The sequence below is a fragment of the Microbacterium sp. MRS-1 genome, assembly GCF_000585455.1.
Lineage (GTDB): Bacteria > Actinomycetota > Actinomycetes > Actinomycetales > Microbacteriaceae > Microbacterium > Microbacterium laevaniformans.
On sequence record NZ_JAUF01000010.1, the window covers coordinates 67,421 to 94,225 of the forward strand.

Annotated in this window: 31 protein-coding genes; 23 read left to right on the top strand and 8 right to left on the bottom strand. The window is 68.8% G+C overall.

Annotation, left to right across the window (positions count from 1 at the left end; all coding sequences use genetic code 11):
* The first annotated feature begins 3 nt into the window (after positions 1-3).
* The 5 genes from coaD to mutM all read left to right on the top strand — a co-directional run bounded on the left by coaD (position 4) and on the right by mutM (position 2,921).
* Positions 4-501, top strand: coding sequence for a pantetheine-phosphate adenylyltransferase (coaD, locus tag AS96_RS02475; protein WP_036285302.1), 498 nt, complete (start codon positions 4-6; stop codon positions 499-501).
* A 106-nt stretch (positions 502-607) separates the two neighbouring features.
* On the top strand, positions 608-1,102 hold the full coding sequence (locus AS96_RS02480) for a YceD family protein (RefSeq protein ID WP_231477057.1): 495 nt from the start codon (positions 608-610) through the stop codon (positions 1,100-1,102).
* Between the two features lie 2 nt (positions 1,103-1,104).
* On the top strand, positions 1,105-1,314 hold the full coding sequence (rpmF, locus tag AS96_RS02485) for a 50S ribosomal protein L32 (RefSeq protein ID WP_005050211.1): 210 nt from the start codon (positions 1,105-1,107) through the stop codon (positions 1,312-1,314).
* Positions 1,315-1,330: 16 nt separating this feature from the next.
* Complete coding sequence (gene rnc, locus AS96_RS02490) at positions 1,331-2,023, top strand: ribonuclease III (RefSeq protein ID WP_036285308.1); 693 nt, start codon at positions 1,331-1,333, stop codon at positions 2,021-2,023.
* A complete protein-coding gene (gene mutM / locus AS96_RS02495; RefSeq protein ID WP_036285311.1) occupies positions 2,016-2,921 on the top strand; it encodes a bifunctional DNA-formamidopyrimidine glycosylase/DNA-(apurinic or apyrimidinic site) lyase in 906 nt (301 codons plus the stop codon). Before rnc ends, mutM begins: the two co-directional genes overlap by 8 nt.
* On the opposite strand, the gene AS96_RS02500 is transcribed toward mutM, so the two are convergent.
* The 3 genes from AS96_RS02500 to AS96_RS15885 all read right to left on the bottom strand — a co-directional run bounded on the left by AS96_RS02500 (position 2,914) and on the right by AS96_RS15885 (position 5,222).
* Positions 2,914-3,879 (bottom strand): GNAT family N-acetyltransferase, encoded by a 966-nt coding sequence (locus tag AS96_RS02500; RefSeq protein ID WP_231477059.1) that lies wholly within the window; start codon positions 3,877-3,879, stop codon positions 2,914-2,916. The two genes, mutM and AS96_RS02500, sit on opposite strands and share 8 nt — an antisense overlap.
* Positions 3,880-3,946: 67 nt before the next feature.
* On the bottom strand, positions 3,947-5,032 hold the full coding sequence (locus AS96_RS02505; RefSeq protein WP_036285314.1) for a GNAT family N-acetyltransferase: 1,086 nt from the start codon (positions 5,030-5,032) through the stop codon (positions 3,947-3,949).
* Between the two features lie 58 nt (positions 5,033-5,090).
* Positions 5,091-5,222: a hypothetical protein gene (locus tag AS96_RS15885; protein WP_255266054.1), complete on the bottom strand. Its 132-nt coding sequence runs from the start codon at positions 5,220-5,222 to the stop codon at positions 5,091-5,093.
* Positions 5,223-5,621: 399 nt separating this feature from the next.
* Between AS96_RS15885 and smc the strand changes: the two genes are divergently transcribed.
* The 3 genes from smc to AS96_RS02520 all read left to right on the top strand — a co-directional run bounded on the left by smc (position 5,622) and on the right by AS96_RS02520 (position 10,615).
* A complete protein-coding gene (gene smc / locus AS96_RS02510; protein ID WP_036285315.1) occupies positions 5,622-9,128 on the top strand; it encodes a chromosome segregation protein SMC in 3,507 nt (1,168 codons plus the stop codon).
* Positions 9,129-9,193: 65 nt separating this feature from the next.
* Positions 9,194-10,066, top strand: a complete 873-nt coding sequence (gene ftsY / locus AS96_RS02515) for a signal recognition particle-docking protein FtsY (RefSeq protein ID WP_036285318.1) — start codon at positions 9,194-9,196, stop codon at positions 10,064-10,066.
* 48 nt (positions 10,067-10,114) lie between these two features.
* A complete protein-coding gene (locus AS96_RS02520; protein ID WP_036285320.1) occupies positions 10,115-10,615 on the top strand; it encodes a DUF2004 domain-containing protein in 501 nt (166 codons plus the stop codon).
* Between the two features lie 24 nt (positions 10,616-10,639).
* Here AS96_RS02520 and lipA read toward each other — a convergent pair whose 3' ends face one another.
* On the bottom strand, positions 10,640-11,668 hold the full coding sequence (gene lipA, locus AS96_RS02525; RefSeq protein WP_051498726.1) for a lipoyl synthase: 1,029 nt from the start codon (positions 11,666-11,668) through the stop codon (positions 10,640-10,642).
* Positions 11,665-12,312: a lipoyl(octanoyl) transferase LipB gene (gene lipB / locus AS96_RS02530; protein ID WP_036285323.1), complete on the bottom strand. Its 648-nt coding sequence runs from the start codon at positions 12,310-12,312 to the stop codon at positions 11,665-11,667. Before lipB ends, lipA begins: the two co-directional genes overlap by 4 nt.
* Positions 12,313-12,384: 72 nt before the next feature.
* Here lipB and AS96_RS02535 point away from each other — a divergent pair, with 72 nt between their 5' ends.
* Positions 12,385-12,933 (top strand): TetR/AcrR family transcriptional regulator, encoded by a 549-nt coding sequence (locus AS96_RS02535; RefSeq protein WP_036285326.1) that lies wholly within the window; start codon positions 12,385-12,387, stop codon positions 12,931-12,933.
* A gap of 67 nt (positions 12,934-13,000) precedes the next feature.
* Positions 13,001-14,554 carry a signal recognition particle protein gene (gene ffh / locus AS96_RS02540; RefSeq protein ID WP_036285329.1) on the top strand — a complete coding sequence of 518 codons (1,554 nt, stop codon included), beginning with the start codon at positions 13,001-13,003 and terminating at the stop codon, positions 14,552-14,554.
* A gap of 4 nt (positions 14,555-14,558) precedes the next feature.
* On the opposite strand, the gene AS96_RS02545 is transcribed toward ffh, so the two are convergent.
* Together AS96_RS02545 and AS96_RS02550 are read right to left on the bottom strand one after the other, a co-directional pair.
* Positions 14,559-15,269 carry an SGNH/GDSL hydrolase family protein gene (locus AS96_RS02545; protein ID WP_036285332.1) on the bottom strand — a complete coding sequence of 237 codons (711 nt, stop codon included), beginning with the start codon at positions 15,267-15,269 and terminating at the stop codon, positions 14,559-14,561.
* A 123-nt stretch (positions 15,270-15,392) separates the two neighbouring features.
* Positions 15,393-16,556, bottom strand: a complete 1,164-nt coding sequence (locus AS96_RS02550) for a glutamate--cysteine ligase (RefSeq protein ID WP_036285335.1) — start codon at positions 16,554-16,556, stop codon at positions 15,393-15,395.
* A 183-nt stretch (positions 16,557-16,739) separates the two neighbouring features.
* On the opposite strand from AS96_RS02550, the gene rpsP reads away from it, so the two are divergent.
* From rpsP to trmD, 4 genes are read left to right on the top strand one after another with little or no spacing between them, the layout of a single operon-like run.
* Positions 16,740-17,168, top strand: coding sequence for a 30S ribosomal protein S16 (rpsP, locus tag AS96_RS02555; RefSeq protein ID WP_036285337.1), 429 nt, complete (start codon positions 16,740-16,742; stop codon positions 17,166-17,168).
* Between the two features lie 5 nt (positions 17,169-17,173).
* A complete protein-coding gene (locus tag AS96_RS02560) occupies positions 17,174-17,404 on the top strand; it encodes an RNA-binding protein (RefSeq protein WP_036283489.1) in 231 nt (76 codons plus the stop codon).
* 1 nt (position 17,405) lies between these two features.
* Positions 17,406-18,038 carry a ribosome maturation factor RimM gene (gene rimM, locus AS96_RS02565; RefSeq protein WP_005050236.1) on the top strand — a complete coding sequence of 211 codons (633 nt, stop codon included), beginning with the start codon at positions 17,406-17,408 and terminating at the stop codon, positions 18,036-18,038.
* Position 18,039: 1 nt separating this feature from the next.
* Positions 18,040-18,732: a tRNA (guanosine(37)-N1)-methyltransferase TrmD gene (gene trmD, locus AS96_RS02570; RefSeq protein ID WP_005050237.1), complete on the top strand. Its 693-nt coding sequence runs from the start codon at positions 18,040-18,042 to the stop codon at positions 18,730-18,732.
* Positions 18,733-18,770: 38 nt separating this feature from the next.
* Here the strand turns inward: trmD and map are convergent, their stop codons facing one another.
* The gene (map, locus tag AS96_RS02575) at positions 18,771-19,553 is read right to left on the bottom strand and encodes a type I methionyl aminopeptidase (protein ID WP_005050238.1); all 783 of its coding nucleotides are present in this window, start codon (positions 19,551-19,553) and stop codon (positions 18,771-18,773) included.
* A gap of 52 nt (positions 19,554-19,605) precedes the next feature.
* Between map and AS96_RS02580 the strand changes: the two genes are divergently transcribed.
* The 9 genes from AS96_RS02580 to AS96_RS02620 all read left to right on the top strand — a co-directional run bounded on the left by AS96_RS02580 (position 19,606) and on the right by AS96_RS02620 (position 26,755).
* Complete coding sequence (locus AS96_RS02580) at positions 19,606-20,100, top strand: hypothetical protein (protein ID WP_036285339.1); 495 nt, start codon at positions 19,606-19,608, stop codon at positions 20,098-20,100.
* A 168-nt stretch (positions 20,101-20,268) separates the two neighbouring features.
* On the top strand, positions 20,269-20,616 hold the full coding sequence (rplS, locus tag AS96_RS02585) for a 50S ribosomal protein L19 (RefSeq protein WP_005050240.1): 348 nt from the start codon (positions 20,269-20,271) through the stop codon (positions 20,614-20,616).
* A 157-nt stretch (positions 20,617-20,773) separates the two neighbouring features.
* Positions 20,774-21,526: a signal peptidase I gene (lepB, locus tag AS96_RS02590; protein WP_016465037.1), complete on the top strand. Its 753-nt coding sequence runs from the start codon at positions 20,774-20,776 to the stop codon at positions 21,524-21,526.
* Positions 21,523-22,182, top strand: coding sequence for a ribonuclease HII (locus AS96_RS02595; protein ID WP_036285341.1), 660 nt, complete (start codon positions 21,523-21,525; stop codon positions 22,180-22,182). The genes lepB and AS96_RS02595 overlap by 4 nt, the downstream gene beginning before the upstream one ends.
* Positions 22,183-22,235: 53 nt before the next feature.
* Positions 22,236-22,559 (top strand): DUF2469 family protein, encoded by a 324-nt coding sequence (locus AS96_RS02600; RefSeq protein WP_005050243.1) that lies wholly within the window; start codon positions 22,236-22,238, stop codon positions 22,557-22,559.
* Positions 22,560-22,671: 112 nt separating this feature from the next.
* Positions 22,672-23,034 carry a YraN family protein gene (locus tag AS96_RS02605; protein WP_036285343.1) on the top strand — a complete coding sequence of 121 codons (363 nt, stop codon included), beginning with the start codon at positions 22,672-22,674 and terminating at the stop codon, positions 23,032-23,034.
* Positions 23,031-24,563: a YifB family Mg chelatase-like AAA ATPase gene (locus tag AS96_RS02610; protein WP_005050245.1), complete on the top strand. Its 1,533-nt coding sequence runs from the start codon at positions 23,031-23,033 to the stop codon at positions 24,561-24,563. Before AS96_RS02605 ends, AS96_RS02610 begins: the two co-directional genes overlap by 4 nt.
* Entirely contained in the window at positions 24,560-25,771 is a 1,212-nt protein-coding gene (dprA, locus tag AS96_RS02615) for a DNA-processing protein DprA (protein ID WP_036285345.1), read from the top strand. Before AS96_RS02610 ends, dprA begins: the two co-directional genes overlap by 4 nt.
* An 87-nt stretch (positions 25,772-25,858) precedes the next feature.
* Positions 25,859-26,755 carry a tyrosine recombinase XerC gene (locus tag AS96_RS02620; protein WP_036285347.1) on the top strand — a complete coding sequence of 299 codons (897 nt, stop codon included), beginning with the start codon at positions 25,859-25,861 and terminating at the stop codon, positions 26,753-26,755.
* Positions 26,756-26,805 lie beyond the last annotated feature (50 nt).

The following is a 26,805-nucleotide window of genomic DNA, read 5'->3' on the forward strand; positions in this document are numbered from 1 at the left end:
GGCATGAACAACCGCATCGCGGTGGTCCCCGGTTCGTTCGATCCGCCGACCCTTGGACATCTCGACGTCATCCGCCGCGCCGCGGCCCTGTACGACGAGCTGCACGTGCTCGTCGTACACAACCCGGGCAAAGAGGCCATGCTGCCGATCGCACAGCGGCTGAGTCTGCTCGAGCAGTCGATCGGGGAGGAAGGCGTCGAAGGCAATGTCGTCGTCGCCTCCTGGAGCGTCGGGCTTCTGGTCGACTATGCCCAGGACGTCGACGCCGGCGTGCTCGTCAAGGGCATCCGGTCCCAGATCGACGTCGCCTACGAGACGCCGATGGCGATCGTCAACCGGCACCTGGCCGAGATCGAGACGGTGTTCCTGCTGCCCGACCCTGCGCACGCGCTGGTGTCGAGTTCTCTCGTGCGACAAGTGGCCGCTTTGGGCGGCGATGTCTCGCCGTTCGTGCCGGGGCCGGTCGCCCGCTTCCTCGATACAGGGGGACGGGCGGGCTGACCGCCGTCGATGCCCGCGGGGCGGCTAGCATTGCGTGGTGGTCAGAAAGCATGTGAGCGGTCCGTTCGTGTTCCCGGTGCGCGATATCTCGCATCGTGCGGGGGAGATGCGCGAGTTCGACATCGAGGTCCCCGCGCCGGCGAAATGGGGCGAGGGACTCGTCTCCGTTGCCGAGGGTGAGCCCATCGAACTTGCGGTCCGTCTCGAGTCTGTTCACGAGGGCATCCTGGTGACGGCCGAGATCGACACCGAGTACACAGGCGTGTGCGGCCGATGCCTCACCGACATCGCCCGGCCTGTCGAAGTCGAGTTTCAGGAGCTCTTCGGGTATCCTGGGACGGAAGCGATCGACTTCGAGGTTCAAGACGACCACGTGGATCTTGAAACTCCGGTCAGGGATGCGATCGTCCTCTCGCTTCCGTTCCAGCCGGTGTGCCAGCCGGACTGCCCGGGGCTCGACCCCATCACGGGTGAGAGGCTGGCCGCAGGAACCGTGCCGGAGATTCCGATCGACGAGCGCTGGGCCGCGCTGAAGGCCCTCACCCCAGACCCTGACGACGAGGCCTCGAGCCGCGTCGCCACCGATACAGAGAAGAGCTAGCCATGGCAGGTAACCCCCCGAAGCGGAAGGTCTCCCGCTCCAACACTCGTTCGCGTCGCGCGCAGTGGAAGGCCGAGGCGCCCACGCTCGTCAAGACCGTCGAGAACGGCAAGGTCGTCTACAGCCGTCCCCACCAGGCGAAGGTCGTGACCGACTCGCAGGGCACCGAGCTGTTCCTCGAGTACAAGGGCCGCAAGGTCGCTGATATCTGATCGCGGCGGCCATCTGATGGCGGATGCCGTGATCGAGCACCGTGTGCTCTCCGACAAGCTCGGGGTCGACATCGACCCCGAGCTTCTGTCGGTTGCGCTGACGCACCGCTCGTTCGCCTACGAGAACGGCGGGATCCCGCACAACGAGAGATTGGAGTTCCTCGGGGATTCGATCCTCGGTCAAGCGGTGACGGTGCACCTGTTCGTGACGCACCCTGAACTGGAGGAGGGTGCCCTGGCCAAGCGCCGGGCGAGCGTGGTCTCCACCGTCGCTCTCGCCGAGGTCGCCCGCGGTATCGACCTGGGCGCGCACCTGCGTCTCGGACGCGGTGAGGATCAGACCGGTGGGCGCGACAAGGACTCGATCCTCGCCGACACGATGGAAGCCGTCATCGGCGCCACATTCCTCTCCTCCGGGCCGGAAGCGGCCACGGCACTCGTGCTGCGCCTCGTCGAGCCGCTGATGGCGGACCCCGACCGCTACGGCGCCGCGATGGATCCGAAGACGAGCCTCCAGGAGCTCGCAGCGCGGCTCACCCTCGCGCCGCCGTCGTACGTGGTCACCGCCGAAGGCCCCGATCACAATCGCGTGTTCACCGCGACGGTGAGCGTCGGCGAGGCGTCTGCGGCGGGCGTCGGGTCCAGCAAGAAGCAGGCGGAGATGGCTGCGGCGCTGACGCTCTGGCGCCTTCTCAGCGATCGTGCCTGAGCTTCCCGAAGTCGAAGTCGTCCGCGCTGGACTCGCCCCGGCGCTTGCCGGCGCCCGCATCATCGGGGTCGATGCGCGGGACCCGCGAGCGCTGACTCGCCACGACGGCGACGCCGTCTCGTTCGAACGCGAGCTGGTGGGTCGACGGGTGACGAGTGTGGCGCGGCGCGGGAAGTTCCTGTGGATGCCGTTGGCTCCGGCATCCGCTACGGCCCGTCGTGCGATCATCGCCCACCTCGGGATGAGCGGTCAGATGCTGCTGCGTGCTCCGGGCGCGCCTGCGGAGCGTCACGAACGCGTGCGTATCGATATCGATCACCCTGAGCACGGAGAGCTCGCCGTGGTTTTCTCGGACCAGCGGACCTTCGGATCCCTCGCGATCGACGAACTGGTGCCCACCGCCGACGGCCATGCCGGCGGGTGGGGGAGCGCCGAGGCGCTCGTTCCCTCGCAGGTCGCCCACATCGGGCGAGACCCGCTCGATGACGCCTTCGATGACGCCGCCGTCCGGGATCGCGTGCGGACGAAGCGTTCCGCGATCAAACGCGTGCTTCTCGATCAGACCGTGCTCAGCGGCGTGGGGAACATCTACGCGGATGAGGCGCTGTGGGCTGCGCGGATCCACCCCGAGTCGCCCGCCGCTGCCCTCAACGAGCGCGACGTGACCCGCCTGTTCGCCGAGGTGCGCGCCGTGCTGCTGAAGGCCCTGGCCGAAGGCGGAACCAGCTTCGACGCGCAGTATGTGAATGTCAACGGTCAGGCCGGCTACTTCGCTCATTCGCTCAACGTCTACGGCAGGGACGGCTTGCCCTGCCCGCGATGCGGACGTCCCATCGTGCGCGCATCGTTCATGAACCGGTCCAGCCACTACTGTCCACGCTGCCAGCGGCTTAGCTGAGACGCTTCTGCCACTCGCCGGCACAGGACACCGGCGTGAAGCCGATGGCTTCGTTGATCACGAGCATCGGTCGATTCTCCTCGGCGTTGTAGGTCTCGACGTGCGTCACCTGCGGAAAGAGCTCGCGCAGGCGCGCGAGGGTCGCGCACTCGACCCACGTGCCCAGCCGGCGACCGCGATGTTCCGCGCGTACGAGCGTGTCGTTCTGGTGCGCGATCGTCGGATCGGCCGGTGAGACGTTCAGCTCGTTCAGCGCGACGAGCACGCCTGACGGCTCATGCCGCACCGCGCCGATCAGGCGCCGCACACCACCGACGGCATCGTGTGCCTCGATGCGTGCGATGCGCTCGGCATCCCACTCTCCGTCTTCGACGTCGACGTTGCCCGAGGGGGCGTCGGTGGCCATTCGCGACTTCAGGTCGGCCAGCGCGGGCGCAAGAGCTGCGGGCGTGGGCGAGAGCCAGAACAGGTAGCGATAGTCGTCGCCGGCGCGGGTGCGCGCACGCGCGCAGAGCGCATCCGTGTGAAAGGCAGTGCACCTGAGGTCGAGGGTGCTCTGACGATAGACCTGCTCCAACCGGAACCCCCGTCTCCGTGCGAACATCGCCGTCGCATCGCGGGGCACGGATCCGAATCCGGTCGATGCCCGCACGCCCGCACCGCCGGAATGCCTGTGTTCGGTCCAGGACTGCAGCACCGCGCGGCCCAGCGCGGCTGCGATGGCCTCGGCCTCGCGCAGCAGACGCGTCCCGGTGCCCTGACGGCGGTGTTCTGCGTGCACACGTACCATCACGCCCGCGGTCCGAGACCCCGCATCGGGGAGATGATCGACGCTCGCCGTACCGAGGATGAGGCCGTTGCGCTCCGCGAGACGTCCGATTACCGGACGATCCGACTGATCCTGCCACGCGGCCAGAACCTGAGGGAGCGTCAGGTCATAGGCGCTCGAGCCATGCACGTGAGCGGCGTGCGCATTGCGCAAGTGCTGCACCGCGGTACCCGGATGGAGCGGACGGTGACATCGATCACGTCAGCACCTTCTTCCATGCCCCGTTGTAGGCGACGGGCACGAAGCCGATTCTCTCGTTGATGTCGAGCATCGGCCGGTTCTCCTCCGCGTTGTAGGTGATGACCTTCGGCGACTGCGGGGCGACGTCGCGGCGCCACGTCTGCAGGCCCGCGCACTTGACGAGCTGTCCGAGCCGATGGCCTCGGTGCTCGCGAAGCACCAGGGTGTCCTCCTGGTGACTCGGACCGGTCGCATCGGTGCCGAGGACGAGCTCGTTGAACGCCACCAGGTGACCGCTGTCGACATGCTGGGCCGCGGTGACGAGTTTGGTGCGGCCGGACTCGACGTACTTGGCGTCGTGGCGAGCGACCCGCTCGGCATCCCAGTTCTCCTCGTCGAAGTCGAGATCGGCGCTTGGTGCGTCCGTCGACATGCGGGACTTCATCCAGGCGTAAGGCTCGACGTGCGCCGCCGGCGTCACGCCCTGCCATTGGACGACGCGGTATCCGCCCGATGCCGTCACGGCCTCGGTGAGCAGGCGCTCGATCTTCGTGTCGGCGCCCGCGAGGATCAGCTCGCTCTGACGCTCGATCTGTTCCAGGGTGTAGCCGTGGCGCAGGTAGAAGCGCGCCGCATGGTCGCGCGGAATCGTTCCGTAGCCGGTGGGTGCACTCAACCGCTCGCCGTCGGCATCCGGATGCTGCGCCCACGACTGCAGGATCGTGCGATCGTGTTCGCGTGCGGTCTGCTCGATCAGGGCGTAGCCGGCCGATCCGATGCCGCGCCCGTGGTGCGAGCGGAGCAGTTCGACAAGCCAGAAGGCGGTGCGAGATCCGTCTTCCAGCGGCAGATCGACGCCGACGCGACCGACGAACTCGCCGTCGACGATCACCGCCCACGCACGACGGATCTCGTTCGGATCCGGCTGGTAATGCGGCAGCAGTTCTTCCGGCGTCATCGCGTCGTCGTCGTTGCCGGCGATCTCGCGATAGACGAGGTTGCGTACACGGGTGAACTCGCGGAAGTCGGCGGCGTCGCCGGCATCCATGGAGGCAGGGATCGTGAGGGGGCGGAACTGGGGTCCGGCAATCGTGGTGGTCATGAGATGTCCTTGAGATGGGGCCGGGGCGTCGCGGTCCGACGCCCCGGCCCGGGGCGGATCAGAGGTACGGAAGGATCTGTCGGCGACGCTGCCATTCGAGCTCGCGCTGCTCGCGCTCGCGCTCGGCGAGACGGATGCGGCGGCGTTCGGGGTCGTTGGCGTGCAGGACCGACGCGATGAAGGTATGCATCGTGGTGCTTTCGGTGGGTGCGCGCGGATGCGCGGCGGGCAGAGTGAGAGGCCGGGCTGCGGCGGGGGCACACGCAACGAGAAGCCGTGGGTGCCGGAAGGCTGTGTGCGAGAGCGAACTCGCACCTCGACGAGGCGAGGGCGGAGTTCTCCTCTGATCGCGTCAGCAGGCGCCGCGGAAGGCGTCGAAGGAGACGGCCCCCGCGGGCTCACGGAACCAGAAGGAACGCATCGCGAATGCGATGCGGCCGGTGGCGTTCATACGAATCATGTCGGGGACCTCCTTTCTCGACTTCAGACGCGATCTGTGACGATAGCGGGTGTTCTCGACGCGCGTCAAGCGAGGATCCGCGTGTCGTTCCGCTAGCGTGGGTGGACGATCACCCAGGAGGACCCGCGGATGCACCTGAAGAGCCTGACGCTCAAAGGCTTCAAGTCGTTCGCGCAACCGACCACTTTCGCGCTCGAGCCCGGCGTCACCTGCATCGTCGGTCCGAACGGTTCCGGCAAGTCGAACGTGGTCGATGCCCTCGCGTGGGTCATGGGGGAGCAGGGCGTGAAGACCCTTCGCGGCGGCAAGATGGAGGACGTCATCTTTGCCGGCACCTCCACGCGTGGCCCGCTCGGCCGTGCCGAGGTGCAGCTGACGATCGACAACAGCGACGGGGCGCTGCCGATCGAGTACAGCGAGGTCACGATCAGCCGCACGCTGTTCCGCAACGGAACCAGTGAGTACGCGATCAACGGTGCAAGCTGCCGCCTGCTCGATGTGCAGGAGCTGTTGAGCGACTCCGGGCTCGGGCGCGAGATGCACGTGATCGTGGGCCAGGGCCGTCTGGACAGCGTGCTGCAAGCGAGCCCCGAGGACCGTCGCGGCTTCGTAGAGGAGGCCGCCGGCATTCTGAAGCATCGTCGACGCAAGGAGAAGACTCTTCGCAAGCTCGAAGCGATGGAGGCGAATCTCACGCGACTCAGCGACCTTGCCGGAGAGCTGCGTCGACAGCTGAAGCCGCTCGGCAAGCAGGCGGAGATCGCTCGCGAGGCGGCGACGATCGCGGCAGTGGTGCGTGATGCCAAGGCCCGCCTGTTCGCTGATGAACTGGTCGGTCTGCGTGCGCAGCTCGCCGACCACGCCCGCACCGAGCAGGAGCGCAGCGCCGAGCGCCTCGTGCTGCAGGATCAGTCGGAGCAGCTGAAGCTGCGCATCGAGGCGCTGGAGGCACAGCAGCGCTCGGAAGCCGTGGATGCGGCGCGGGCGGTCGCCTTCGGTTTGGAACGCGTGCAGGAGCGACTGCGCGGTCTCTTCTCGCTCGCGGGCCAGCGTCTCGCTCTGCTCGAAGACGACGGCACGCTCGGGATCGAGGTCGCCACGGTCAGCCAGGCCGCGATCGACGAGGCACGGGCCGATATCGATGAGATCTCGGCCGGACTCGGAGGCGCCCAGGATGCCGCGGAGGCGGCCGCGCGCGACGTGATGCGGGCACGTGCCGAACTCGACGCGCTCGACTCCGACATCGCCGCCCAGAGCGCGCTCGTGTCCGCGCACGACATGCGCATCACGAAACTCCGCGGAGCCGCAGATGCCGCAGCATCCCGCCTGGAGGCCGTGCGCGCGGGCGTCGAACGCCAGCAGCGTGCGCTCGACGCGGCCCTGGCGCGGCGCGCAGAAGCGGAAGAGGCACTCGCAGGGGTCGATCCCGAACTGGTGACCGAGGGATCCTCTGCCGAGCACGCTGCCGCTTACGAGCGTGCGCAGCACGACGCCACCGCCGCCGAGAACGAGGTCGGGGCGATCCGTGAGCGGCTTCACGCCGCCGAACGCGAACGCGAATCGCTCACGGCGCAGACCGCGGCGCTCGGACGGGCGCTGGATGTCCGCAACGCCGCGGCCGAGATGATCGCGGTCGGAGGCGCCGGCATCCGCGGCCTGGTCGGCGACGCGCTCAAGGTGCGCTCGGGATACGAAGCGGCGATCGCCGCCGCGCTGGGTGCGCTCGCGGAGGGCCTGCTCGTCGACGACATCGACGCGGGTATCGCCGCCGCTCGCGCTGCGCGCGACGCCGATCTCGGACGGCTCGACATCACGATCGCCGACGTGGAAGCGGGCGCGCCGGCGGCGGCGATCCCCGAGGGAGCGATCGCCGCTGCGGAGGTGGTGACTGCACCGGCCGGCATCCTCGGCATCCTCGCCCGTGTCCTGATCGTCGACGACCTCGATTCCGCGCACGCCGTTCGCCGCAGGATCATCGACGTTCCGGATGCCGCGACGACGATCGTCACGCGTGCGGGCGAGCGGGTGACGTCCTACACGATCCACGCCGGCTCCGGGGCCGGACGCTCGCGGCTGGAGTTGGCGGCGGAGCGAGATGCCGCCGCCGAACGCCTCGCGGAGATCACGGTCGTCGCAGACTCGCTCCGCGAGGCTCTCTCGGACGCCCAGACGACCTGGAACGACGCACGGGCGCGGACGAAGGATGCGCTTCAGAGCCTGCGCGAACACGATGCCGCCCTGGCGGCGCACACCGAGCAGGTCAACCGCGCCACCGTGCGTCATGAGGCAGCCGTCGCGGAGTGCGAGCGGTTGGAGGCCGGGCTTGCTCAGGCGTCGTCCGCGGTCGCGGATGCCGAGAGAGCAGCACGCGTCGCCAACGACGCCTTCGAGGGTGCCCAGCAGGCTCCCCGTCCCATCCTGGACGCCTCCGCGCGTGACGGTCTGCTCGACGCTCTGGAGAGTGCGCGCGACCGCGAGATGCGCGCACGTCTGGATGTCGAGACGCTGCGCGAGCGCGTGCGCGCCGGAGAGGGACGTGTCGATCAGCTCGTGCGCCAGCGGGAACGTGAGCGCGCGGCGGCGGCGGAGGCCGCCCGTCGCGCCGTGATCCGTCGTGCACAGCGGGCGCTCGCGGCCGAGGTCGCAGATGCGCTGCCGCCGGTACTGGACTCGGTCGATCGTTCGGTCACCCAGGCACGCGTGGAGCTTCAGCTCGCCGAGCAGGCACGCACCGCGCTGACCGCCGAACTGACCTCACTGCGCGCCGAGGAGGCGACCGCGCGCGAGCGGCTCGGGCGACTCACCGAAAGCGTCCACGGACTCGAGTTGCAGATGCACGAGAAACGCCTGCACGTCACGAGTGTGCTGGACCGCGTCCGATCCGAGTTGAGCCTCGACGAACATATTCTGGTTGCGGAATACGGCCCCGACGTTCCTCTGCCCCCGGACGAAGGCGAAGAGGGCGTGGTGTACGACCGGGCGGCGCAGCGCAAGAGACTGCAGGATGCCGAGCGCAAGCTCGGCCAGCTCGGGCGCGTCAATCCGCTCGCGCTCGAGGAGTATGCCGCGCTCGAGCAGCGGCACGCGTTCCTCACCGAGCAGCTCGCCGATCTCGTGCAGACGCGCTCCGACCTGCAGACGATCATCGCGGATCTCGACGAACGCATGCAGACCATCTTCCTCGGGGCCTTCGAAGACACGCGCGTCGCTTTCGGCGAGGTGTTCCCGATTCTGTTCCCGGGCGGCTCCGGCAGCATCTCCCTGACCGACCCGGACAATCCTCTGACGACGGGGATCGAGGTCTCGGTGCGTCCGGTCGGCAAGAAGATCGAGCGTCTGTCGCTGCTGTCCGGCGGAGAGCGCTCTCTCGCCGCCGTCGCGCTGCTGACCGCGATCTTCATGGCGCGACCGAGCCCGTTCTACATCCTCGACGAGGTCGAAGCCGCCCTCGACGACGCCAATCTCGGCAGACTGCTCGGCGTGTTCGAGAAGCTCCGCGCGTCCAGCCAGCTGATTGTGATCACCCATCAGAAGCGCACGATGGAGATCGCGGACGCGCTCTACGGGGTCTCGATGCGGCAGGACGGCGTTTCCGCGGTGGTCGGTCAGCGCGTCCGCGAACGCGCCGACGCGTGATCCCCAGAACGCCGGCGTACGTCGCGGCGAGAGGGGTGGAGCGCGCCGACCCGTAGGCTGAAGTCATGGCGGAGAACTCCTGGTCGCTCGGCCGCGCTCTGCGCGGCATGTTTGTGAAGCCGACGATCGACGACAACACGTGGGACGATCTGGAAACGGCACTGCTTACCGCCGACTTCGGTCCTGACATCACCGAGCGGATCATCGACGAGCTCCGAGAGAAGGTCGAGCGGTTCCGCACGACGGATCCGCGTGACCTCCAGCGGATGCTCAAAGAGACTCTCGAAGAGCATTTCGCGAAGTTCGACACGACGCTCCGGCTCACCGAGCGCCCTGCGGTGGTCCTCGTCGTGGGAGTCAACGGCGTCGGCAAGACGACCACGATCGGCAAGTTCGCGAAGTTCCTCCAGCGCTATGGTCGTTCCGTCGTCGTCGGCGCCGCCGACACCTTTCGCGCTGCGGCCGTCGATCAGCTGGCCACGTGGGCAGAGCGGGGGGGAGCTGCGATCGTCCGCCCCCAGCACGAGGGCCAGGACCCGGCATCGGTCGCCTTCCAGACCATCGACTACGCCAAGCAGAACGGTGTCGAGATCGTCCTCGTCGACACCGCCGGACGCCTCCACACGAAGGGTGGGCTCATGGACGAGCTCACGAAGATCCGCCGCGTCATCGAGAAGCAGGCGCCCATCAGCGAGGTGCTGCTCGTTCTCGATGCGACCACGGGGCAGAACGGCGTCATGCAGGCCGAGGCCTTCCTCCAGCACGCCGGCGTCACCGGTCTCGTGATCACGAAGCTCGACGGTTCGGCCAAGGGCGGCTTCGTTCTCGCCGTTCAAGAACGCACCGGCATCCCCGTCAAGCTCCTCGGCCAGGGTGAAGGCATCGGTGACCTCACCGGCTTCACCCCGCACGTGTTCGCGTCCGCGCTCGTCGACTGATGGCGCGGCGGGGTCGCGCACGGACGCCGAGGATGGTTGCATAGGGTCATGGCGATCGAGCACGACTACTTCGGGCTGTTGGAGTCCGGGCCGGACGGATCCATCTTCTGGTCCGAGGTCGTCGACTTCGCCGACCAGCGGGTCACCGTCGATCTGACCGCACCCGATCAGGACGACGTCTCCGCTGCCGCACTCGATGTCGCGGCCGCCTTGATCCATGCGCTGGAGCAGATCGACCTGCAGGCCCGCAACGCGATGGTGGCCGAGCTCGACGACCGTACCAGCGAGGTCACCGAGTACCTCCTTCAGCAGCAGGAGGCGCTGGGAGAGGATCTGGAAGACGTCCTCGTTGACATCTCCGGCGACACGCACATCGACATCATCCGGTCGCTGCAGCTCGTGAGCATGACGATCCTCGCCGACGAGCACGGTGGAACGGATCCCTTCGCCGTCCTCGAGTACGCCCTCGACCCCGACGCCACCGATGAAGTGCTGCTGGTGAACCTGACCAGCGACGGCGACGTGCAGTCGGTCACCAGCGCCGACTGACCGTCGTCCGCGGTGCCGCGCGCCTTACACCGCTTGCGCGAAGCCGAGCTCGGTGTCGGCGAGGTGCGACAGGTGTGCCGGGATCTCCCGCCCCTTGGCGACCATCGACTGGGCCCACAGTCGCCCCGCCCGGTAGGACGATCGAACCAGGGGACCGGCCAGAACACCGAGGAAGCCGATCCGCTCTGCCTCCTGCTTGAACGCCACGAACTCGTCCGGCTTCACCCACCTCGCAACCGGAAGGTGCCGAGGCGAGGGCCGCAGGTACTGAGTGATCGTGATGATGTCGGTGCCGGCCTCGTGCAGGTCCTGGAGGGCCTGGATGACCTCCTCCGGCTCCTCGCCCATGCCGAGGATGAGGTTCGACTTCGTGATCAGCCCTGCGGCTCGCGCCTGCGTGAGCACGTCGAGCGAGCGCTCGTACCGGAAGGCGGGCCGAATGCGCTTGAAGATGCGGGGAACGGTCTCGACGTTGTGCGCGAAGACCTCGGGACGAGCCGCGAACACCTCATCGAGGAGACGAGGCTCCCCGTTGAAGTCCGTGGCGAGCAGTTCGACGCCGGTTCCCGGATTGACGGCATGGATCTGCCGGATGGTCTCGGCATTGAGCCAGGCGCCGCCATCCGGGAGGTCGTCGCGCGCGACGCACGTGACGGTGGCGTAGCGCAGCTGCATCCGACGCACGCTGTCGGCGACGCGTCGCGGCTCGTCCGTGTCGTAGTCGGCCGGCTTGCCGGTATCGATCTGGCAGAAGTCGCAGCGCCGCGTGCACTGCGACCCACCGATCAGGAAGGTGGCCTCCCGATCCTCCCAGCACTCGTAGATGTTGGGACATCCCGCTTCCTGGCAGACCGTGTGCAGCCCCTCTCCCTTCACGAGCGACTGCAAGGCCTGGTACTCGGGTCCCATCTTCGCCTTCGTGCGAATCCACTCGGGCTTGCGCTCGATCGGTGTCTGCGCATTGCGCACCTCAAGCCGCAGGAGCTTGCGCCCTTCCGGCGCGTTCGCGGGACCGGCATCAGCCCCGCCCGGCGTGACCCCGCAGGCGCTCATGCGGCGACCTCCCCGGACGCGGCGAACGATGCGCGGAAGGCATCGGCGACCGTGTCGAGCACAGCGGCGGGAGAGACGTCGCGACCCAGCACCTCGCTGATGGTCGTCACCCCGGCATCCGAGATGCCGCACGGCACGATCTGGGAGAAAGGACGAAGCGAGTTGTCGCAGTTGAGGGCGAAGCCATGCATCGTGACGCCGCGCTGGACGCGGACGCCGATCGCTGCGATCTTGTCCTCGGAGAGCGGGCGGCGCACCCAGACGCCGGAGCGTCCCTCGACGCGGTAGCCGTCGACGCCCAGCGTGTCCAGCACGTCGATGAGGATCTGCTCGAGCCGGCGCACGTGGGCGACGACGTCCACGGGTTCGGTGAGTCGAACGATCGGGTAGCCGACGAGCTGGCCGGGTCCGTGCCACGTGATCTTGCCGCCGCGGTCCACATCGACGACCGGCGTACTGTCGGTGGGCCGTTCGTTTCGCGCCGTGCGCGCACCCGCGGTGAAGACGGCCTCATGCTCCAGGAGCAGCAGCGTGTCGGGGCGCTGCCCGGCGACGACGTCGGCGTGGATCTCGCGCTGTAGCGCCCATCCATCGGTGTAAGGGACGACGTCGGGCGCGAGGCCGACGGTCTGCACGTCGAGCATGGTGGGCTCCTTCGCGGGGGAGTTCGAGGTTTGTGTACCGCGTCCAACAATACGCCACGCTACAGTGGGCAGATGTCCTCCGGCCGCCCGCGCGCCACGTCGCGCTCCACGATCGCGGAGGCGGCGACAGAGCTCTTCCTCGAACGCGGGTTCGCCGAGACGACGATCGCCGACATCACGCAGCGCGCCGGCGTGAGCCGCTCGAGCTTCTTCAACTACTTCTCGTCGAAGTCCGCGGTTCTGTGGGCCGCGCTCGATGACGCCATCCACAGCGCGGTCGAGGCGCTGCGCGCCGGCGCAGCGCCGAGCGCTGCCCTGCGCGCGGCGGCCGTCCACATCCAAGCCGACAGCCTCGCGCTGGCCATCATCCACGGCTCCGTGATGGGTCTGTCGGACGAGCTCGCCGACGAGCGTGCGATCCGCACCGGGATCCTCAGCCGTGCCGTGTCCGACAGCCTGGTGTCCACAGGCATGGCGCGCCTCGAGGCCGACGTGCACGCCGCTGCGCTGTCCGCCGCCGTCTTCGCCGCCATCTGGGCCTGGGCGGCGTCCGACGCGCCCCGCCCCGCCCTCAGCGGACTGGTCGACCGCGCGCTCGGGGCCGCCGGCGCGTCACGATGATGCACGACGGCGACCAGAGGCCGCGGCGCAGAGCCGGCTGAGGGGATTCCCGTAGAATCGGGGCATCATGGCGACTTTCGGCACCCTCAGCGACCGGCTGACAGAGACTTTCCGCAACCTTCGCACGAAGGGCAAGCTCACCCCCGCCGATGTCGACGGGACCGTCCGTGAGATCCGGCGCGCCCTGCTGGATGCCGACGTGGCGTTGGTCGTCGTCAAGGACTTCACGGCGAAGGTGCGCGAGCGCGCCCTCGGCGACGAGGTCAACCGGGCCCTCAACCCTGCCCAGCAGGTCGTGCAGATCGTGAACGAGGAGCTGGTGGCCATCCTCGGCGGGCAGCAGCGCCGACTGCAGTTCGCCAAGAACCCGCCCACGGTCATCATGTTGGCCGGCCTCCAGGGCTCGGGAAAGACGACCTTCGCCGGCAAGCTCGCCCGGCAGCTGGAGAAGGACGGGCACACCCCGCTCCTCGTCGCCGCCGACCTCCAGCGTCCGAACGCCGTCAACCAGTTGCAGGTCGTCGCCCAGCGTGCCGGCGCCGCGATCTACGCACCCGAACCGGGCAACGGCGTGGGTGACCCGGTGCGCGTCGCGCGCGAGGGCGTGGAGACCGCCCGCCGCCAGCAGCACGACGTGGTGATCATCGACACCGCCGGCCGGCTCGGTGTGGATGCCGAGCTTATGAAGCAGGCGGCGGACATCCGCACGGCGACCAACCCCGACGAGGTACTCTTCGTCATCGACGCGATGATCGGACAGGATGCCGTCAACACGGCCAAGGCCTTCCAGGATGGCGTCGACTTCACCGGCGTGGTGCTGAGCAAGCTCGACGGCGACGCGCGTGGTGGCGCGGCACTCTCGGTGGCGTCCGTGACGGGTCGCCCGATCATCTACGCATCGACCGGCGAGAACCTCGAGGACCTTGAAGCGTTCCATCCCGATCGCATGGCCAGCCGCATCCTCGACCTCGGCGACATCCTGACGCTCATCGAGCAGGCGCAGCAGGCGTTCGACGAGGAGGAGGCACGCAAGGTCGCCGAAAAGCTCGCGACCGAGCAGTTCACCCTGGAGGACTTCCTCGAGCAGCTTCAGCAGATGAAGAAGATGGGCTCGATGAAGAAGATGCTCGGCATGCTCCCTGGCATGGGCCAGATGAAGCAGCAGCTCGAGAACTTCGACGACCGTGAGATCGATCGCACCGAAGCGATCATCCGCTCCATGACCCCCGGCGAGCGTCGCAACCCGAAGGTTCTCAACGGCTCGCGGCGACTTCGCATCGCGCGTGGATCGGGAATGACCGTCACCGACGTCAATCAGCTCGTGCAGCGCTTCGAGCAGGCCGCGAAAATGATGAAGACCGTCGCTCGCGGCGGTGTGCCCAACATCCCCGGGATGGGTCCGATGGGCGGCAAGCCCGGCGCGTCCAGCAAGCGCGGCAAGCAGAAGTCGCAGGCGGGCTCACGATCGGGAAACCCCGCCAAGCGTGCCGCCGAGAACGCGGGACTCGCCGCCGCCCACACGGGCGCCCCGACGGGCTCGGGCTTCGGACTCGGTGCCGCCGCGACGCCGCCGAGCGAAGCCGATCTCGCCGAGATTCAGAAGCTGTTCGGCAAGAACTGAGCGTTCACAGGACGATTCCCGCATCGTCCAGCGCTGCCTCCACGGCGTCACTGAGGACGATCTGCCCGTCGCTGTTCGGGTGTTCGCCGTCCCACTGGAGCAGTTCCGGTCGGCCTCGCAGAGGTTGACCGAGAGAGAGGAACACGCCGTCGTCGTCGGCGACGGCGCGTTGCAGCGCATCGGTGGACCACCCGATCGCGTCGGGCTCATCCCCATCCAAATGCCACAGCGTCGCGATCCCGATCAGCTGCGCGTCCGGCAGTGCGGCGCGCAACTCGTCGACCGTCGCGCGCGTCGACGCGTCGATGTCATCCTGCGAGGCGCCGCTGTCGTTGTCCGAGGACTGGATGAGCACGACCGCGGGGTGCAGGGCGATCGCCTGCTGAACGAGACCGGCATAGTCATCGCCGCAGTCGCCGGTGATCGTGAACCCCGCACCACTGCATCCGAGGTTCACGATGTCCGCGCCCGTGTCATGGGCGACCAGAGCCGGCCACGATTCGTCGGCGTCGAGACCGAGACCAGCCATGATCGAATCGCCGATCGTGACCACGACGCCGCCGCTGGCGCGCGGGGGCGGCGTCGCGGCGTCGACCGCGGCCACCGACAGTGAATCTGCCGGGGACGCGGGAACGCTCCGACCCGGCGCCGAGGCGCTGCATCCCGCCATGGTCACCACCGCGATGCCGGCGACGGCAACGCGAATCGCGATCATCGGGGGGAACCTGCGGGCGGACACCACGTCACTCTACGTCGGGCGGGATATGAAAGCCCCTTGTCCGAGACCTGCTCTTGTCGGGAGCCGATCACGGCGCCGGCGCGAGCCCGACGGCCGCCCTCAGAGAAGGCGGGAGGCGAGATGTTCGTGCAGCGTCGGGCCCGCCCGGAATTCTCTGATCAGGTGGTGGACCACGGCGCGAAGATCTCCGTCGGCGGCATCGGCGACCAACAGCTGACGCGCCGAGCTGCCGCCCTCGTCGAGGATGGTCCCGACGCCGGCGAACTCGCGAGCGCAGTGCAGGTCGCCGGCGACGTCGGCCAGGGCATCGATCGTCTCGCGCAGGTGCTCCGACACGGGGCGCTGCGTGCCGTCCCTGTCGACGATGACGCGCGCCTGGGTGCCGTAGCGCGCCGCGCGCCATTTGTTCTCCCGGACGAACCACGGCTGCAGCGTGGGCAGCTCGCGTCCGGCATCCAGCTCGCGCGAGAAGTGCTCGACGAGGACCTGGACCAGCGCGGCCACCGCTGCCAGCTCCGGCAGCGTGGACATGCCGTCGCATGCGCGCACCTCGATCGTGCCCCACTTCGGAGCCGGACGGATGTCCCATCGCACCTCGGTGGCGTCCTCCATCACACCCGTGCGCACCATGTCATCGAGGTACGCCTCGTACTGCGACCACTCCGTCAGCGGCCACGGCAGCCCGGCGGTGGGAAGCTGCTGGAACACGAGCGCGCGATTGGACGCGTACCCGGTGCGCTCACCAGCCCAGAACGGACTCGACGCCGACAGTGCCTGGAGGTGGGGGAGGTACGCGGTGAGCGCTCCGATGATCGGGAAGACCTTGTTGACGTCCTCGACACCCACGTGGACGTGGATACCCCAGATCATCATGTTTCGCCCCCACCACTGCGTGCGTTCGATGAGCTTGTGGTATCGGGTCTTGTCGGTGACACTCTGCTCGTACCACTGCGCGAACGGGTGGCTGCCCGCGCAGAGCAGGGCAATGCCGCGCGGGTCGGTCGCGGTACGGATCTCGGCGATCGCGTCGGCGATGTCGTCGATGACCGCCGCCACGGTGTCGCCGACACCACTGGTGACCTCGATCGTGTTGGTCAGCAGCTCGCCCGTGATCGTGTGACGCTCGAGGGCGGCTCCGCCGCCGACGGCTGCAAGGATCTCCGGAGCGCGCGGGACGAGATCACCCGTGCGCTCGTCGGCGAGCATCAGCTCCCATTCGACGCCGACAGAGGAACGGCGGGATGTCGCGAAGGGCACCGTCATGGGCACAGTCTGACACGCCAACAGCGATGGTTCGCGGCATCCGTCACGATCTGGCAAAATAGGACGCTGGACCGTCCGCTCGACCCTCTATCCGGCGAACACGTCCACCCTAGAGCCTCCGCCGGGTGTGCACCCCACAGCCCGAGCGTCGTTCATCACCTCACAACAGCATTCAGGAGAATTGTGGCTGTCAAGATTCGTCTCAAGCGCCTCGGCAAGATCCGCGCCCCCTACTACCGCATCGTCGTCGCCGACTCGCGCACCAAGCGCGACGGTCGCGTGATCGAGGAGATCGGCAAGTACCACCCGACCGAGGAGCCCTCGTTCATCGAGGTCGACTCCGAGCGTGCGCAGTACTGGCTTTCGGTCGGCGCTCAGCCCACCGAGCAGGTCGCCGCGCTGCTCAAGCTCACCGGTGACTGGGGCCGCTTCAAGGGCGACGCCGACGCCGTGTCCATCGTGAAGACGGCGGCGACCAAGGAAGAGTTCCAGGTCGACGCCGCCAAGAAGTCGGTCATCAAGCCCAAGGCGGAGAAGAAGGCTGAAGAGCCCGCCGCCGAGGCTGCCGAGGTCGAGGCTCCGGCCGAGGCCGAGTCGACCGACGCAGAGTAAGTCCGTTGCTCTCCGCCGCGCTCGAACACCTCGTCAAGGGGATCGTCGATCACCCTGACGATGTCACTATCCGTTCCTCTTCGTCGCCGCGAGGCGACGTCCTCGAGGTGCGCGTGCACCCCGATGATCGAGGTCGGGTGATCGGGCGCGGCGGACGCACGGCCAAGGCCCTGCGGACGCTCGTGTCGGCCCTGGCCGACGGCGCACGCGTGCGTGTCGATGTCGCGGACGACTGAGATGGCTGCTGCAGGACCAGCGCGCACCCAACTGCGCGTCGGGCGTCTCGTGAAGGCCCATGGCCTGAAGGGCGCCTTCAAGCTCGAGCTCTACACCGACGATCCCGACGGCCGTTTCGTGCCCGGAGCTGTCTTCACGCTTCAGGTGCCGGAATCGTCGCCGTGGCACGGCAAGACCGTCACCGTGCGCGAGTTCCGATGGATGAACTCCCACCCGGTCGTCTTCTTCGACGACGTCGACGACCGCACCGCAGCGGAGAGCATGGTGCGTGCCATCCTCTGGGTCGATCAGGACGAGAGCTCCTCCGCGGAGGAGGACGCCTGGTACGACCACCAGCTGGTGGGTCTCACCGTCCTGCGCGATGGCCGCGATGTCGGCCGAGTCGTTCGCGTCGATCATCTTCCTGCGCAGGATCTCCTCGTCGTTCGCACGCACGAAGCGGATGCCGAGATCCTCGTCCCCTTCGTCTCGGCCATCGTGCCCGACGTCGATGTCGCCGCGGGAACCGTGACCGTCACCCCGCCCGCCGGACTCTTCGAGGAGCTGCCCGGCGATGGCGACGATCGTGAGCCGTCGACGTCGGACGAGGATGACGACGACGCGGATGCCGCAGCCGTCGACTCCGAGGTCTGACGTGCGGATCGACGTCGTCACGATCTTTCCCGCATTCTTCGACGTCCTGGAGGTCTCCCTTCTGGGGCGCGCCCGCGATGCGGGCATCCTTGACGTGCGTGTCCACGACCTGCGCGACTTCACGCATGACCGCCATCGCACGGTCGACGACACGCCGTACGGTGGGGGCGCGGGCATGGTGATGAAACCCGAGCCCTGGGGGCAGGCGCTGGACGCCATCGCCGCGGACGCCACCGAGCCGCTTCGGTTCGTCTTTCCCTCGCCCGCCGGTGCGGTCTTCACGCAGGCGGCGGCGCGCTCCTGGGCGGCCAGCGGAGAGCATCTCGTCTTCGGATGCGGCCGCTACGAAGGCATCGACGAGCGAGTGTTCTCCTACGCGGCAACTCTGGGCGAGGTCAGTCTGACCAGCATCGGAGACTACGTCCTCAACGGCGGCGAGGTGGCGGCGATGGCGATGATCGAGGCTGTCGGCCGCCTGATTCCCGGCGTCGTCGGCAATCCCGAGAGCCTCATCGAGGAGTCCCACGAAGACGGTCTGCTGGAGTACCCCTCCTTCACGAAGCCCGCGGCGTGGCGCGGCTACGACGTTCCGGACGTGTTGCTCTCGGGCCATCACGGCCGTGTCGCCGACTGGCGCCGAGAGCAGCAGATCGAGCGCACCCGCGCGAGACGGCCGGATCTTCTCCCGGACTGACCGTGTCCCCACCGGCGGCCGCGCCGCCACCGGCGGCCTCAGTCGACGCCGAGGAACGAGCGATCGGTGAGGATGATCGGACCGTCGGCGGTGATCGCGACGGTGTGCTCGGCGTGCGCGCCGCGTGAGCCGTCGGCACTGCGCAGCGTCCAGCCGTCAGGGTCGGTGACGAGCTCGTCGGTGGTCTGCAGGAACCAGGGTTCGAGGGCCAGCACGAGACCCGGACGCAGGGGGTAGCCGCGACCCGGCTTGCCGTCGTTGGGGACGTGCGGGTCGCCGTGCATCGTGCGTCCGACGCCGTGGCCGCCGAAGTCGGTGTTGATCTGGTACCCGTCGGCGTGCGCGACCTCGGCGATGGCGTGCGAGATGTCCCCGATCCGCCCCTCCGTCGTGGCGGCGCCGATCGCGGCATCCAGGGCGCGCTGTGTCGTGTCGATGAGGGCGAGGTCCTCGTCGCGAGGCGTCCCCACGATGAACGAGACGGCCGAGTCGGCGACCCAGCCGTCGACGGCGACGGCGAAGTCCAACGTCACCAGGTCGCCGTCGCGCAGCGCGTAGTCGTGCGGCAGTCCGTGCAGGACCGCATCGTTGACCGACGTGCAGATCACCTTTCCGAAGGGGCTCGCGCCGAACGACGGGTGGTAGTCGAGGTAGCAGGACTCGGCGCCGGCCCGGCGGATCAGATCGTGCGCACGACGATCGATGGCCAGCAGATTGGTGCCGACCTTCGTCTCATCCCGTAGCGTCGCCAGAGTTTCTGCGACGAAACGCCCCGCGGGACGCATCGCCTCGATCTCGGCGGGAGTGCGCAGCTCGATCATCGTGATCCTTTCGTCAGGATCCATTCTGTCTGACCGGCGTAGCATCGCAGGTATGTGGTTGCGTCAGACGTTCTTCCGGTGGCTGATTCCGGCGGCGTTCGTGCTGCCGTTGTGGCTTGTCGTCGGGTGGATCGTCTTCGGGGCCAGTCCCTGGACGCTGCTGTGGGTTCTCCTGTCGGCACCGGTCGTCTTCGTCTGGCAGTTGATCCTCGCCCTGCTCGTGCGCGCCCGCGGCACCGTCCGCGCCGAGCGCGCGGTCTCCTGGACGGATGCCGGGATCATCGGCGCCTGGCATCTGCTGCTGGTCGCGCTCGGCGTCTTCGATAGCCGGTGGTGGTGGCCCGCGTTGGCCGTGGCCGTCATCCTCGGTGTCGTGGCCCTGTCCTCGTCGCTGCGCCAGCTGTGGCGTGAGACCGGTCCGCGTGTGTCGATCCTGCGCACGGCGAGTGGCGTCGGTTATGTCGCACCTCCTCGCCCACAGCCGACCGGCGGCTCGAGCCCCGACGAGATCATCGTCATCCGAGAGAACACGCCACCGGGCTCGTGACCTGTCGGTTTTGACGCGCTCGGCATCCATGGCAGAATGGATGTTTGTGCCCTGAACAGGCTCTGCCTCAGGGGAGCACGGCGCCGGCAACGGATGCCTCGGGCACACGCCACCTTTTTCCATCCCCATCTCGCGATCGACCTGTGGCGGTCGCAGGAAGTGACGATCATGCAGATTCTCGACGCCGTCGACGCGGCTTCGCTGCGCAGCGACATCCCCGTCTTCGCCCCCGGCGACACCGTCAAGGTGCACGTCAACATCACCGAGGGCAACCGTTCCCGTATCCAGGTCTTCCAGGGCGTCGTCATCGGCCGCTCGGGAGACGGTGTGCGCGAGACCTTCACGGTCCGCAAGATCAGCTTCCAGGTGGGCGTGGAGCGTACGTTCCCGGTGCACAGCCCGGTGATCGACCACATCGAGGTCGTCACCCGTGGCGACGTGCGCCGCGCGAAGCTGTACTACCTGCGCAACCTTCGCGGCAAGAAGGCCAAGATCAAGGAGAAGCGCGACCGCTGACGCGCTGTCACCTCGGATGCCCCGGACCCCGCGGTCCGGGGCATCCGTCGTCTGCACGCCGCGCGGCATCCGGTGAGGCGCGCACGCTGCACACAGCCCGCATGTGCGACCCTTGAGAGGCGGCACAGACGGGTGCCGGGAGCGAAGAAAGACAGGCATGAGCTCGGACAACACCACGGCCCCGGATACGGTGCTTCCCTCCCGTCAGCGTCGACGCCGCGGCGTCTGGCTGCTTCTGCGCGACGTGTTCGTCATCGTGTTGATCGCGGTCGTCGTGTCGTTCGTGATCAAGACCTTCCTGGTGCGTTCTTTCTACATCCCGTCGGGCTCGATGGAACAGACGCTGCTCATCAAGGACCGCATCCTCGTCGATGAGCTCACGCCGCGTTTCGGCGGCTACCAGCGCGGCGATGTCGTCGTGTTCCGTGATCCCGGCGGATGGCTGCCGCCGGCGCCGGCTACCCCCGCGCAGCCGCCCCTGGCTCAGGCCGCCGACTGGCTGCTTTCGCTCGTCGGCATCACCGCCTCGGACAGCGACGAGCACCTCATCAAACGCATCATCGGCGTGGGCGGGGATCACGTCGTGTGCTGCAACGCGATCGGTCAGGTCACGGTCAACGGAACACCGATCGATGAGACCCCCTACCTGAATCTGTCTCCCGGCCAGAGCGCGCCGCAGCCCGTCCCGTTCGATGTCGTCGTGCCGCAGAACTCGCTCTGGGTGATGGGGGACAACCGCGACCACTCCCGCGACTCGCGGTACAACATGGACCAGCCCAACAAGGGATTCGTTCCTGTGGACAACGTCGTCGGGCGCGCCTTCCTCATCACCTGGCCGTTCGACCGCTTCGGCACGATCGACGGGCACCATGCCGTCTTCGCGGGGGTGCCGGCCCCCGGCGCCGGATGAGTGTCGTCACGCCGCGGCTGACCGTCGAGCGGCGCCTGCTGCGCGAGCATGAGATCGTCATCGCGTGCGACGAGGTCGGCCGGGGTGCGCTCGCGGGGCCCGTCGCCGTCGGTGCCGCGGCGCTCGGACCGGCGGCGGCCCGAAAGCGGATCCCGGAGGGGCTGCGCGACTCGAAGCTCGTGGCCGCGCATCGTCGGCACGATGTCGCCGCACGAGCCGCCGCCTGGGTCGACGCGTCCGCGGTCGGCTGGGCGAGTTCCGCCGAGATCGACGAGGTCGGGATCATGCGGGCGCTGGGCCTGGCGGCCCTGCGCGCACTCGCCGAGCTGCGTGCGCAGGGCTTCGTCCCCGACGACGCGATCATCATTCTGGACGGCAATCACGACTACATCACCGCCGCAGGCGGTTCGGGTCTGCGCGTGCAGCCGATCATCAAAGCCGACCGCGACTGCGCATCAGCCGCCGCCGCCTCGGTCGTGGCGAAGGTCGCCCGCGACGACCTGATGATGCGCCTGCACGACGAGCACCCGGTCTATCTCTGGGAGCGCAACAAGGGCTACGCCAGCCTCGAGCACCGCAGCGCGATCCGTTCGCACGGTCTGAGCCCCCATCACCGGGCATCGTGGGCCATCGCCGACGCTCCCACACTGTTCTGAGCGGATGCCGCGGCATCCGCTCGGCTCCTCCGGCCGCATAGGATGGGACCACCATGGACGACGAGGGCTTTGACGACTACGACCGCGAACTCGAGCTGGCGCTGTACAAGGAGTATCGCGATGTCGTGTCGCAGTTCGCTTACGTGATCGAGACGGAGCGACGCTTCTACCTCGCGAACGACGTGAACGTCGTGCGTCGTGACACCGAGCACGACTTCTACTTCGAGATCTCGATGACCGACGTCTGGGTGTGGGACATCTACCGCGCGGACCGCTTCGTGAAGTCGGTGCGCGTGCTCACGTTCAAGGACGTGAACGTCGAGGAGATGCAGCGCAGGGACTTCCAGCTTCCTGACGAGCTCGCGCTCGACTCCTGACCTCTCCACCTGCACGTCGACTCTTCCTCCCCACCGAGCCGTTGAGCGGGCCTGTCCACCGACGGGCTGACATGCCGCGACGCGCGGTCGAAGCGGGGGCACGCTCTCTTCCATGGCAGCCAAGGACGAGCGTGGACGGTCGGGGGAGCAGAGAGCGGCGCAGTATCTGAGCGAGGCAGGGTACACGATCCTCGCCCGCAACTGGCGTTGCGCGTTCGGAGAGATCGACATCGTCGCCCTGCGCGGCGAGGAGGTCGTCATCGTCGAGGTGAAGTCCCGACGTTCCGACGCGTACGGCCACCCGTTCGAGGCCGTCGATGCGCAAAAGCGCGCCCGTCTGTGGCGTCTGTCCACGACGTGGGCAGCGGCGCACCCGGCCGCCGCCCGTGGTCGCCGCCTCCGCGTCGACATCATCGGTGTCACGGGCCGCGACACCGCCACGGCGCGCATCGAGCACCTCGAGGATGTGCGATGACGGTCGGCAGGACGTGGGCGGTGGTGCTCACGGGGCTGCACGGCGATCTCATCGAGGTCGAGGCGGACCTGTCGAGTCAGACGCCGGCCTTCGTCATCATCGGGCTCGCCGACAAGGCGATCGGCGAGGCACATCAACGGGTGCACAACGCTTGCGCCAACAGCGAGCTGCCGCTGCCGCGGCGCAAACTCACCGTGAACCTCTCACCCGCGAATCTTCCCAAACAGGGCTCCGCCCTCGACGTCGCGATCGCGATCGCCGCGCTCGCGACCGAGCACGCCCTCGATCGCGACTCGCTCGCGCAGACGGCGCACATCGGTGAACTCGGACTCGATGGCCGACTGCGGCCTGTCCCCGGCGTGCTGCCGGCGGTGGCGGCCGCGGCCCGGATGGGAATCCGCAAGGCGGTCGTGCCGTTCGCGAACCGGGAAGAGGCCGCCCTCGTCGAAGGAGTCGAGGTCCTGGGGGCCGTCAGCCTCCGCGACGTGGCACGCTGGCACGGCCTCGACGTGGACGAGGTGCCACTCGAACCCGTTCCGCACCCGGCCGCGGGCGGTGGTCGTGTCCACGCCGACGTTCCCGATCTCGTCGACGTCATCGGGCAGGCTGACGCCGTCGACGCGCTCACGGTGGCCGCCGCGGGTGCACACCACCTCTTGATGAGCGGCCCGCCCGGAGCCGGCAAGACGATGCTGGCGCGGCGACTGCCCGGCATCCTTCCCGGCCTCGACGACGAGGATGCCGTGCAGGCCGCGTCGCTGCGGTCGCTGGCCGGCGAACCCGTCGACACACTGTGTCGGACGCCGCCCTTCGAGGCACCCCATCACAGCGCGAGCGCGACGGCGTTGATCGGAGGCGGAAGTCGCGCCGTGCGTCCCGGCGCCATCGCCCGCGCGAGCGGGGGAGTCCTCTTTCTCGACGAGGCCGGCGAGTTCGCTCCGCACGCGCTGGACGCGCTGCGCCAGCCACTGGAGTCCGGCATGATCGAGATCCACCGGGCCGGCTTTCGTGCGGTGTTTCCGGCGCGGTTCCAGCTGGTTCTCGCAACGAACCCCTGCCCATGCGGCAACTACGGCGTGCCGGCCGCTGAGTGCACGTGTCCGTCGCTGGCGATTCGGCGCTACCTCGGCAAGCTCTCAGGGCCGCTCCGCGACCGCATCGACATCGAACTCGGACTGCGGCGCGTGTCGAGCGCGCAGCCGGGGACGGCGGCCGGGGCCACGACGTCGGCGCAGGTCCGGGAACAGGTCGGTGCCGCACGCGAGCGCGCCCGCCATCGCCTCCGTTCCACTCCGTGGGCCACGAACGCCCAGGCGTCCGGTCCCTGGCTGCGCAACGGTCCTCTCGCCCCGGATGCCGACATCCGCCGTCCGCTGGACGCCGCTCTGCAACGCGGATCGCTCACGCTGCGCGGCTACGACCGCGTACTGCGAGTGGCCTGGTCGGTCGCGGATCTCGCCGGTCACGATCGGTTGCGCGCGGCCGACATCGGACGGGCGCTGTATCTCAAGAAGGGGGTGGGCTCATGAGCCTCGTGCCTGACGCCGGTGCCTCCCGCACGGCCCTTCGCGGACTGGTCGGTGACGGGCTCTCCGACGACGAGGCACGCACCGCGTACGCCGCAGCGATCTGGTCGACGCTCGTCGAGCCGGGCGACGGGACGGCCGGTGCGCTGATTGCGCACTACGGTGCCGCCGAGGCGCTGGAGCGTGCCGTGGGCGAAGCCACATCGGGCCTCGGCGGTGGCGCCGGCGTGACCGAGGAGGATGTTCGTGCTGCGCGCGCCCGATGGTTGCCCCGCCGTGGCGAGGTCGACCGTGTGCTGGCAGCCGCTCGCCGAGCGGGAGCTCGGCTCCTCGTGCCGGGCGAGGAGGTCTGGCCGCGCGCGCTCGATGACCTGGGTGTGCACGCACCCGTCTGTCTGTGGGCTCGGGGCGACGTCCGCGCGCTGTCGAGTTCTGCCACGCTGGCGCTCGTCGGCGCGCGGGCCGCGACGGCGTACGGCACGCACGTCGTGACGGAGCTCGCCGCGGACTCTGCGGCGAGGGGGGTCGTCGTGGTCTCCGGGGCGGCCTACGGCATCGACGGAGCGGCACACCGCGGCGCGTTGCGCGCCGACGGCACAACGGTCGCCGTGCTGGCCGGCGGAGTGGACCGGCCCTACCCGGCCGGTCACGATGACCTGATCGCGGCGATCGCGACGTCGGGGCTGGTGCTCGCCGAAGTGCCCTGCGGCACAGCGCCGACCAAGTGGCGCTTCCTCGCGCGCAACAGGGTGATCGCAGCGTTGGCGGGTGCGACGATCGTCGTCGAGGCTGCCCACCGGAGTGGGGCATTGAACACCGCTCACCATGCCGCCGCGCTCGGACGCGCCCTCGGCGCCGTTCCCGGGCCTGTGACCAGCGCCGCATCCGCGGGCTGCCACCGGCTCCTGCGCGAGGCGGGCGCGGTCTGTGTGACCTCCGCCGCCGATGCGTGGGAGCTCTTGGGGATCTCTGGCGACACAGCCGACGAGCCTGATCCCGGCGACGGCGGGCGTACCGATGAGCGCACGCGAGTACTGGACGCGCTGAGCGGTCGTCGGGCGCGTGCGACCACGGAGGTCGCGCGCCTGTCGGGCCTCTCCGTCGCTGAGGCGAGCGGGATCCTTGCGCTACTCGAACTGGATGGACGTGTCGAGCGCAGCGGCGACGGATGGCGACGCCGGTCGGAGCCGCGACCCGCGCGACTGTGGTGACGAGCGGTGCCATGCGAACCGCGGTGCGAGCCACGCACTGCGGTGTGCCGCCCGCCGCGCACCCTCGAGACGAGGGATGCTGGTCTGGTGAGACTCTCCGAAGCAGCCGACGCCTACACGCGCGAGCTCTCGGACGTACGGCGGCTGTCCGCGGCGACGGTGCGCGCGTACGCGGGGGATCTGCGCGATCTCGTCGCGGTGATCGGAGACCGCGATCTGGCGGATGTCGATCTGGAGCATCTGCGGGAATGGCTGTGGACCGCGACACGACGCGGCGACGCACGGGCGACACTCGCGCGGCGCACAGCAGCCGTGCGCGGCTTCTTCGCGTGGGCTCGGCAGACGGCGCGCCTCGAGGTCGACCCTGCGCTGCGACTGGTGGCCCCGCGCCGGGGGCGCTCCTTGCCGAAGGTGGCGACCGCGCCCGCCATGACCGCCGTGCTGACGGATGCCGAGACGCGCGCGCACGGCGGCGATGCCATCGCGTTGAGGGACGCCGCGCTCGTCGAACTTCTCTACGCCTCCGCTCTTCGCGTGTCCGAACTCTGCGGGACGGATGTCGACGACATCGATCGCGAGCGCCGCACGGTCCGTGTCGTGGGTAAGGGCAGCAAGGAGCGTGTCGTGCCGTACGGCGCTCCTGCCGCTCACGCTCTCGACGCCTATCTGGCGCGCGGTCGTTGCGTGCTCGTGGGACGCGGCTCCGGAACGGCGGCGCTGTTCGTCGGAGCCCGCGGCGCACGGCTGGGCGCGCGTTCCGCCTACGACGTCGTCTCGCGCGTCGTCTCCCCGACGGTCGGGCAGAGCGTCGGTCCTCACACGCTGCGCCACTCAGCGGCCACTCATCTGCTCGACGGCGGCGCCGACCTGCGCACCGTGCAGGAGATGCTCGGTCATGCCAGCCTCGGAACCACCCAGATCTACACACATGTCTCGGCGGAGCGACTGGCGGCCGCCTACCGGCAGGCGCATCCTCGCGCGTGAGTGCGCCGCGGGCCTGCTCTCGTGAAGACCCGCGCGCCCGCTGTCGATGC

Bases quoted from the DNA above. Each gene is read 5' to 3' on its own strand.
- lipA (WP_051498726.1), bottom strand. From the start codon at position 11,668: ATGAGCGCCTGCGGGGTCACGCCGGGCGGGGCTGATGCCGGTCCCGCG.
- AS96_RS15885 (WP_255266054.1), bottom strand. From the start codon at position 5,222: ATGCATACCTTCATCGCGTCGGTCCTGCACGCCAACGACCCCGAACGC.
- AS96_RS02610 (WP_005050245.1), top strand. From the start codon at position 23,031: ATGACGGTCGGCAGGACGTGGGCGGTGGTGCTCACGGGGCTGCACGGC.
- rimM (WP_005050236.1), top strand. From the start codon at position 17,406: ATGGCTGCTGCAGGACCAGCGCGCACCCAACTGCGCGTCGGGCGTCTC.
- AS96_RS02580 (WP_036285339.1), top strand. From the start codon at position 19,606: ATGTGGTTGCGTCAGACGTTCTTCCGGTGGCTGATTCCGGCGGCGTTC.
- AS96_RS02595 (WP_036285341.1), top strand. From the start codon at position 21,523: ATGAGTGTCGTCACGCCGCGGCTGACCGTCGAGCGGCGCCTGCTGCGC.
- smc (WP_036285315.1), top strand. From the start codon at position 5,622: ATGCACCTGAAGAGCCTGACGCTCAAAGGCTTCAAGTCGTTCGCGCAA.
- coaD (WP_036285302.1), top strand. From the start codon at position 4: ATGAACAACCGCATCGCGGTGGTCCCCGGTTCGTTCGATCCGCCGACC.
- rplS (WP_005050240.1), top strand. From the start codon at position 20,269: ATGCAGATTCTCGACGCCGTCGACGCGGCTTCGCTGCGCAGCGACATC.
- lepB (WP_016465037.1), top strand. From the start codon at position 20,774: ATGAGCTCGGACAACACCACGGCCCCGGATACGGTGCTTCCCTCCCGT.
- AS96_RS02505 (WP_036285314.1), bottom strand. From the start codon at position 5,032: ATGACCACCACGATTGCCGGACCCCAGTTCCGCCCCCTCACGATCCCT.
- AS96_RS02480 (WP_231477057.1), top strand. From the start codon at position 608: ATGCGCGAGTTCGACATCGAGGTCCCCGCGCCGGCGAAATGGGGCGAG.
- lipB (WP_036285323.1), bottom strand. From the start codon at position 12,312: ATGCTCGACGTGCAGACCGTCGGCCTCGCGCCCGACGTCGTCCCTTAC.
- AS96_RS02535 (WP_036285326.1), top strand. From the start codon at position 12,385: ATGTCCTCCGGCCGCCCGCGCGCCACGTCGCGCTCCACGATCGCGGAG.
- AS96_RS02600 (WP_005050243.1), top strand. From the start codon at position 22,236: ATGGACGACGAGGGCTTTGACGACTACGACCGCGAACTCGAGCTGGCG.
- dprA (WP_036285345.1), top strand. From the start codon at position 24,560: ATGAGCCTCGTGCCTGACGCCGGTGCCTCCCGCACGGCCCTTCGCGGA.
- AS96_RS02605 (WP_036285343.1), top strand. From the start codon at position 22,672: ATGGCAGCCAAGGACGAGCGTGGACGGTCGGGGGAGCAGAGAGCGGCG.
- AS96_RS02520 (WP_036285320.1), top strand. From the start codon at position 10,115: ATGGCGATCGAGCACGACTACTTCGGGCTGTTGGAGTCCGGGCCGGAC.
- AS96_RS02545 (WP_036285332.1), bottom strand. From the start codon at position 15,269: ATGATCGCGATTCGCGTTGCCGTCGCCGGCATCGCGGTGGTGACCATG.
- ftsY (WP_036285318.1), top strand. From the start codon at position 9,194: ATGGCGGAGAACTCCTGGTCGCTCGGCCGCGCTCTGCGCGGCATGTTT.
- rnc (WP_036285308.1), top strand. From the start codon at position 1,331: ATGGCGGATGCCGTGATCGAGCACCGTGTGCTCTCCGACAAGCTCGGG.
- map (WP_005050238.1), bottom strand. From the start codon at position 19,553: ATGATCGAGCTGCGCACTCCCGCCGAGATCGAGGCGATGCGTCCCGCG.
- AS96_RS02550 (WP_036285335.1), bottom strand. From the start codon at position 16,556: ATGACGGTGCCCTTCGCGACATCCCGCCGTTCCTCTGTCGGCGTCGAA.
- rpmF (WP_005050211.1), top strand. From the start codon at position 1,105: ATGGCAGGTAACCCCCCGAAGCGGAAGGTCTCCCGCTCCAACACTCGT.
- ffh (WP_036285329.1), top strand. From the start codon at position 13,001: ATGGCGACTTTCGGCACCCTCAGCGACCGGCTGACAGAGACTTTCCGC.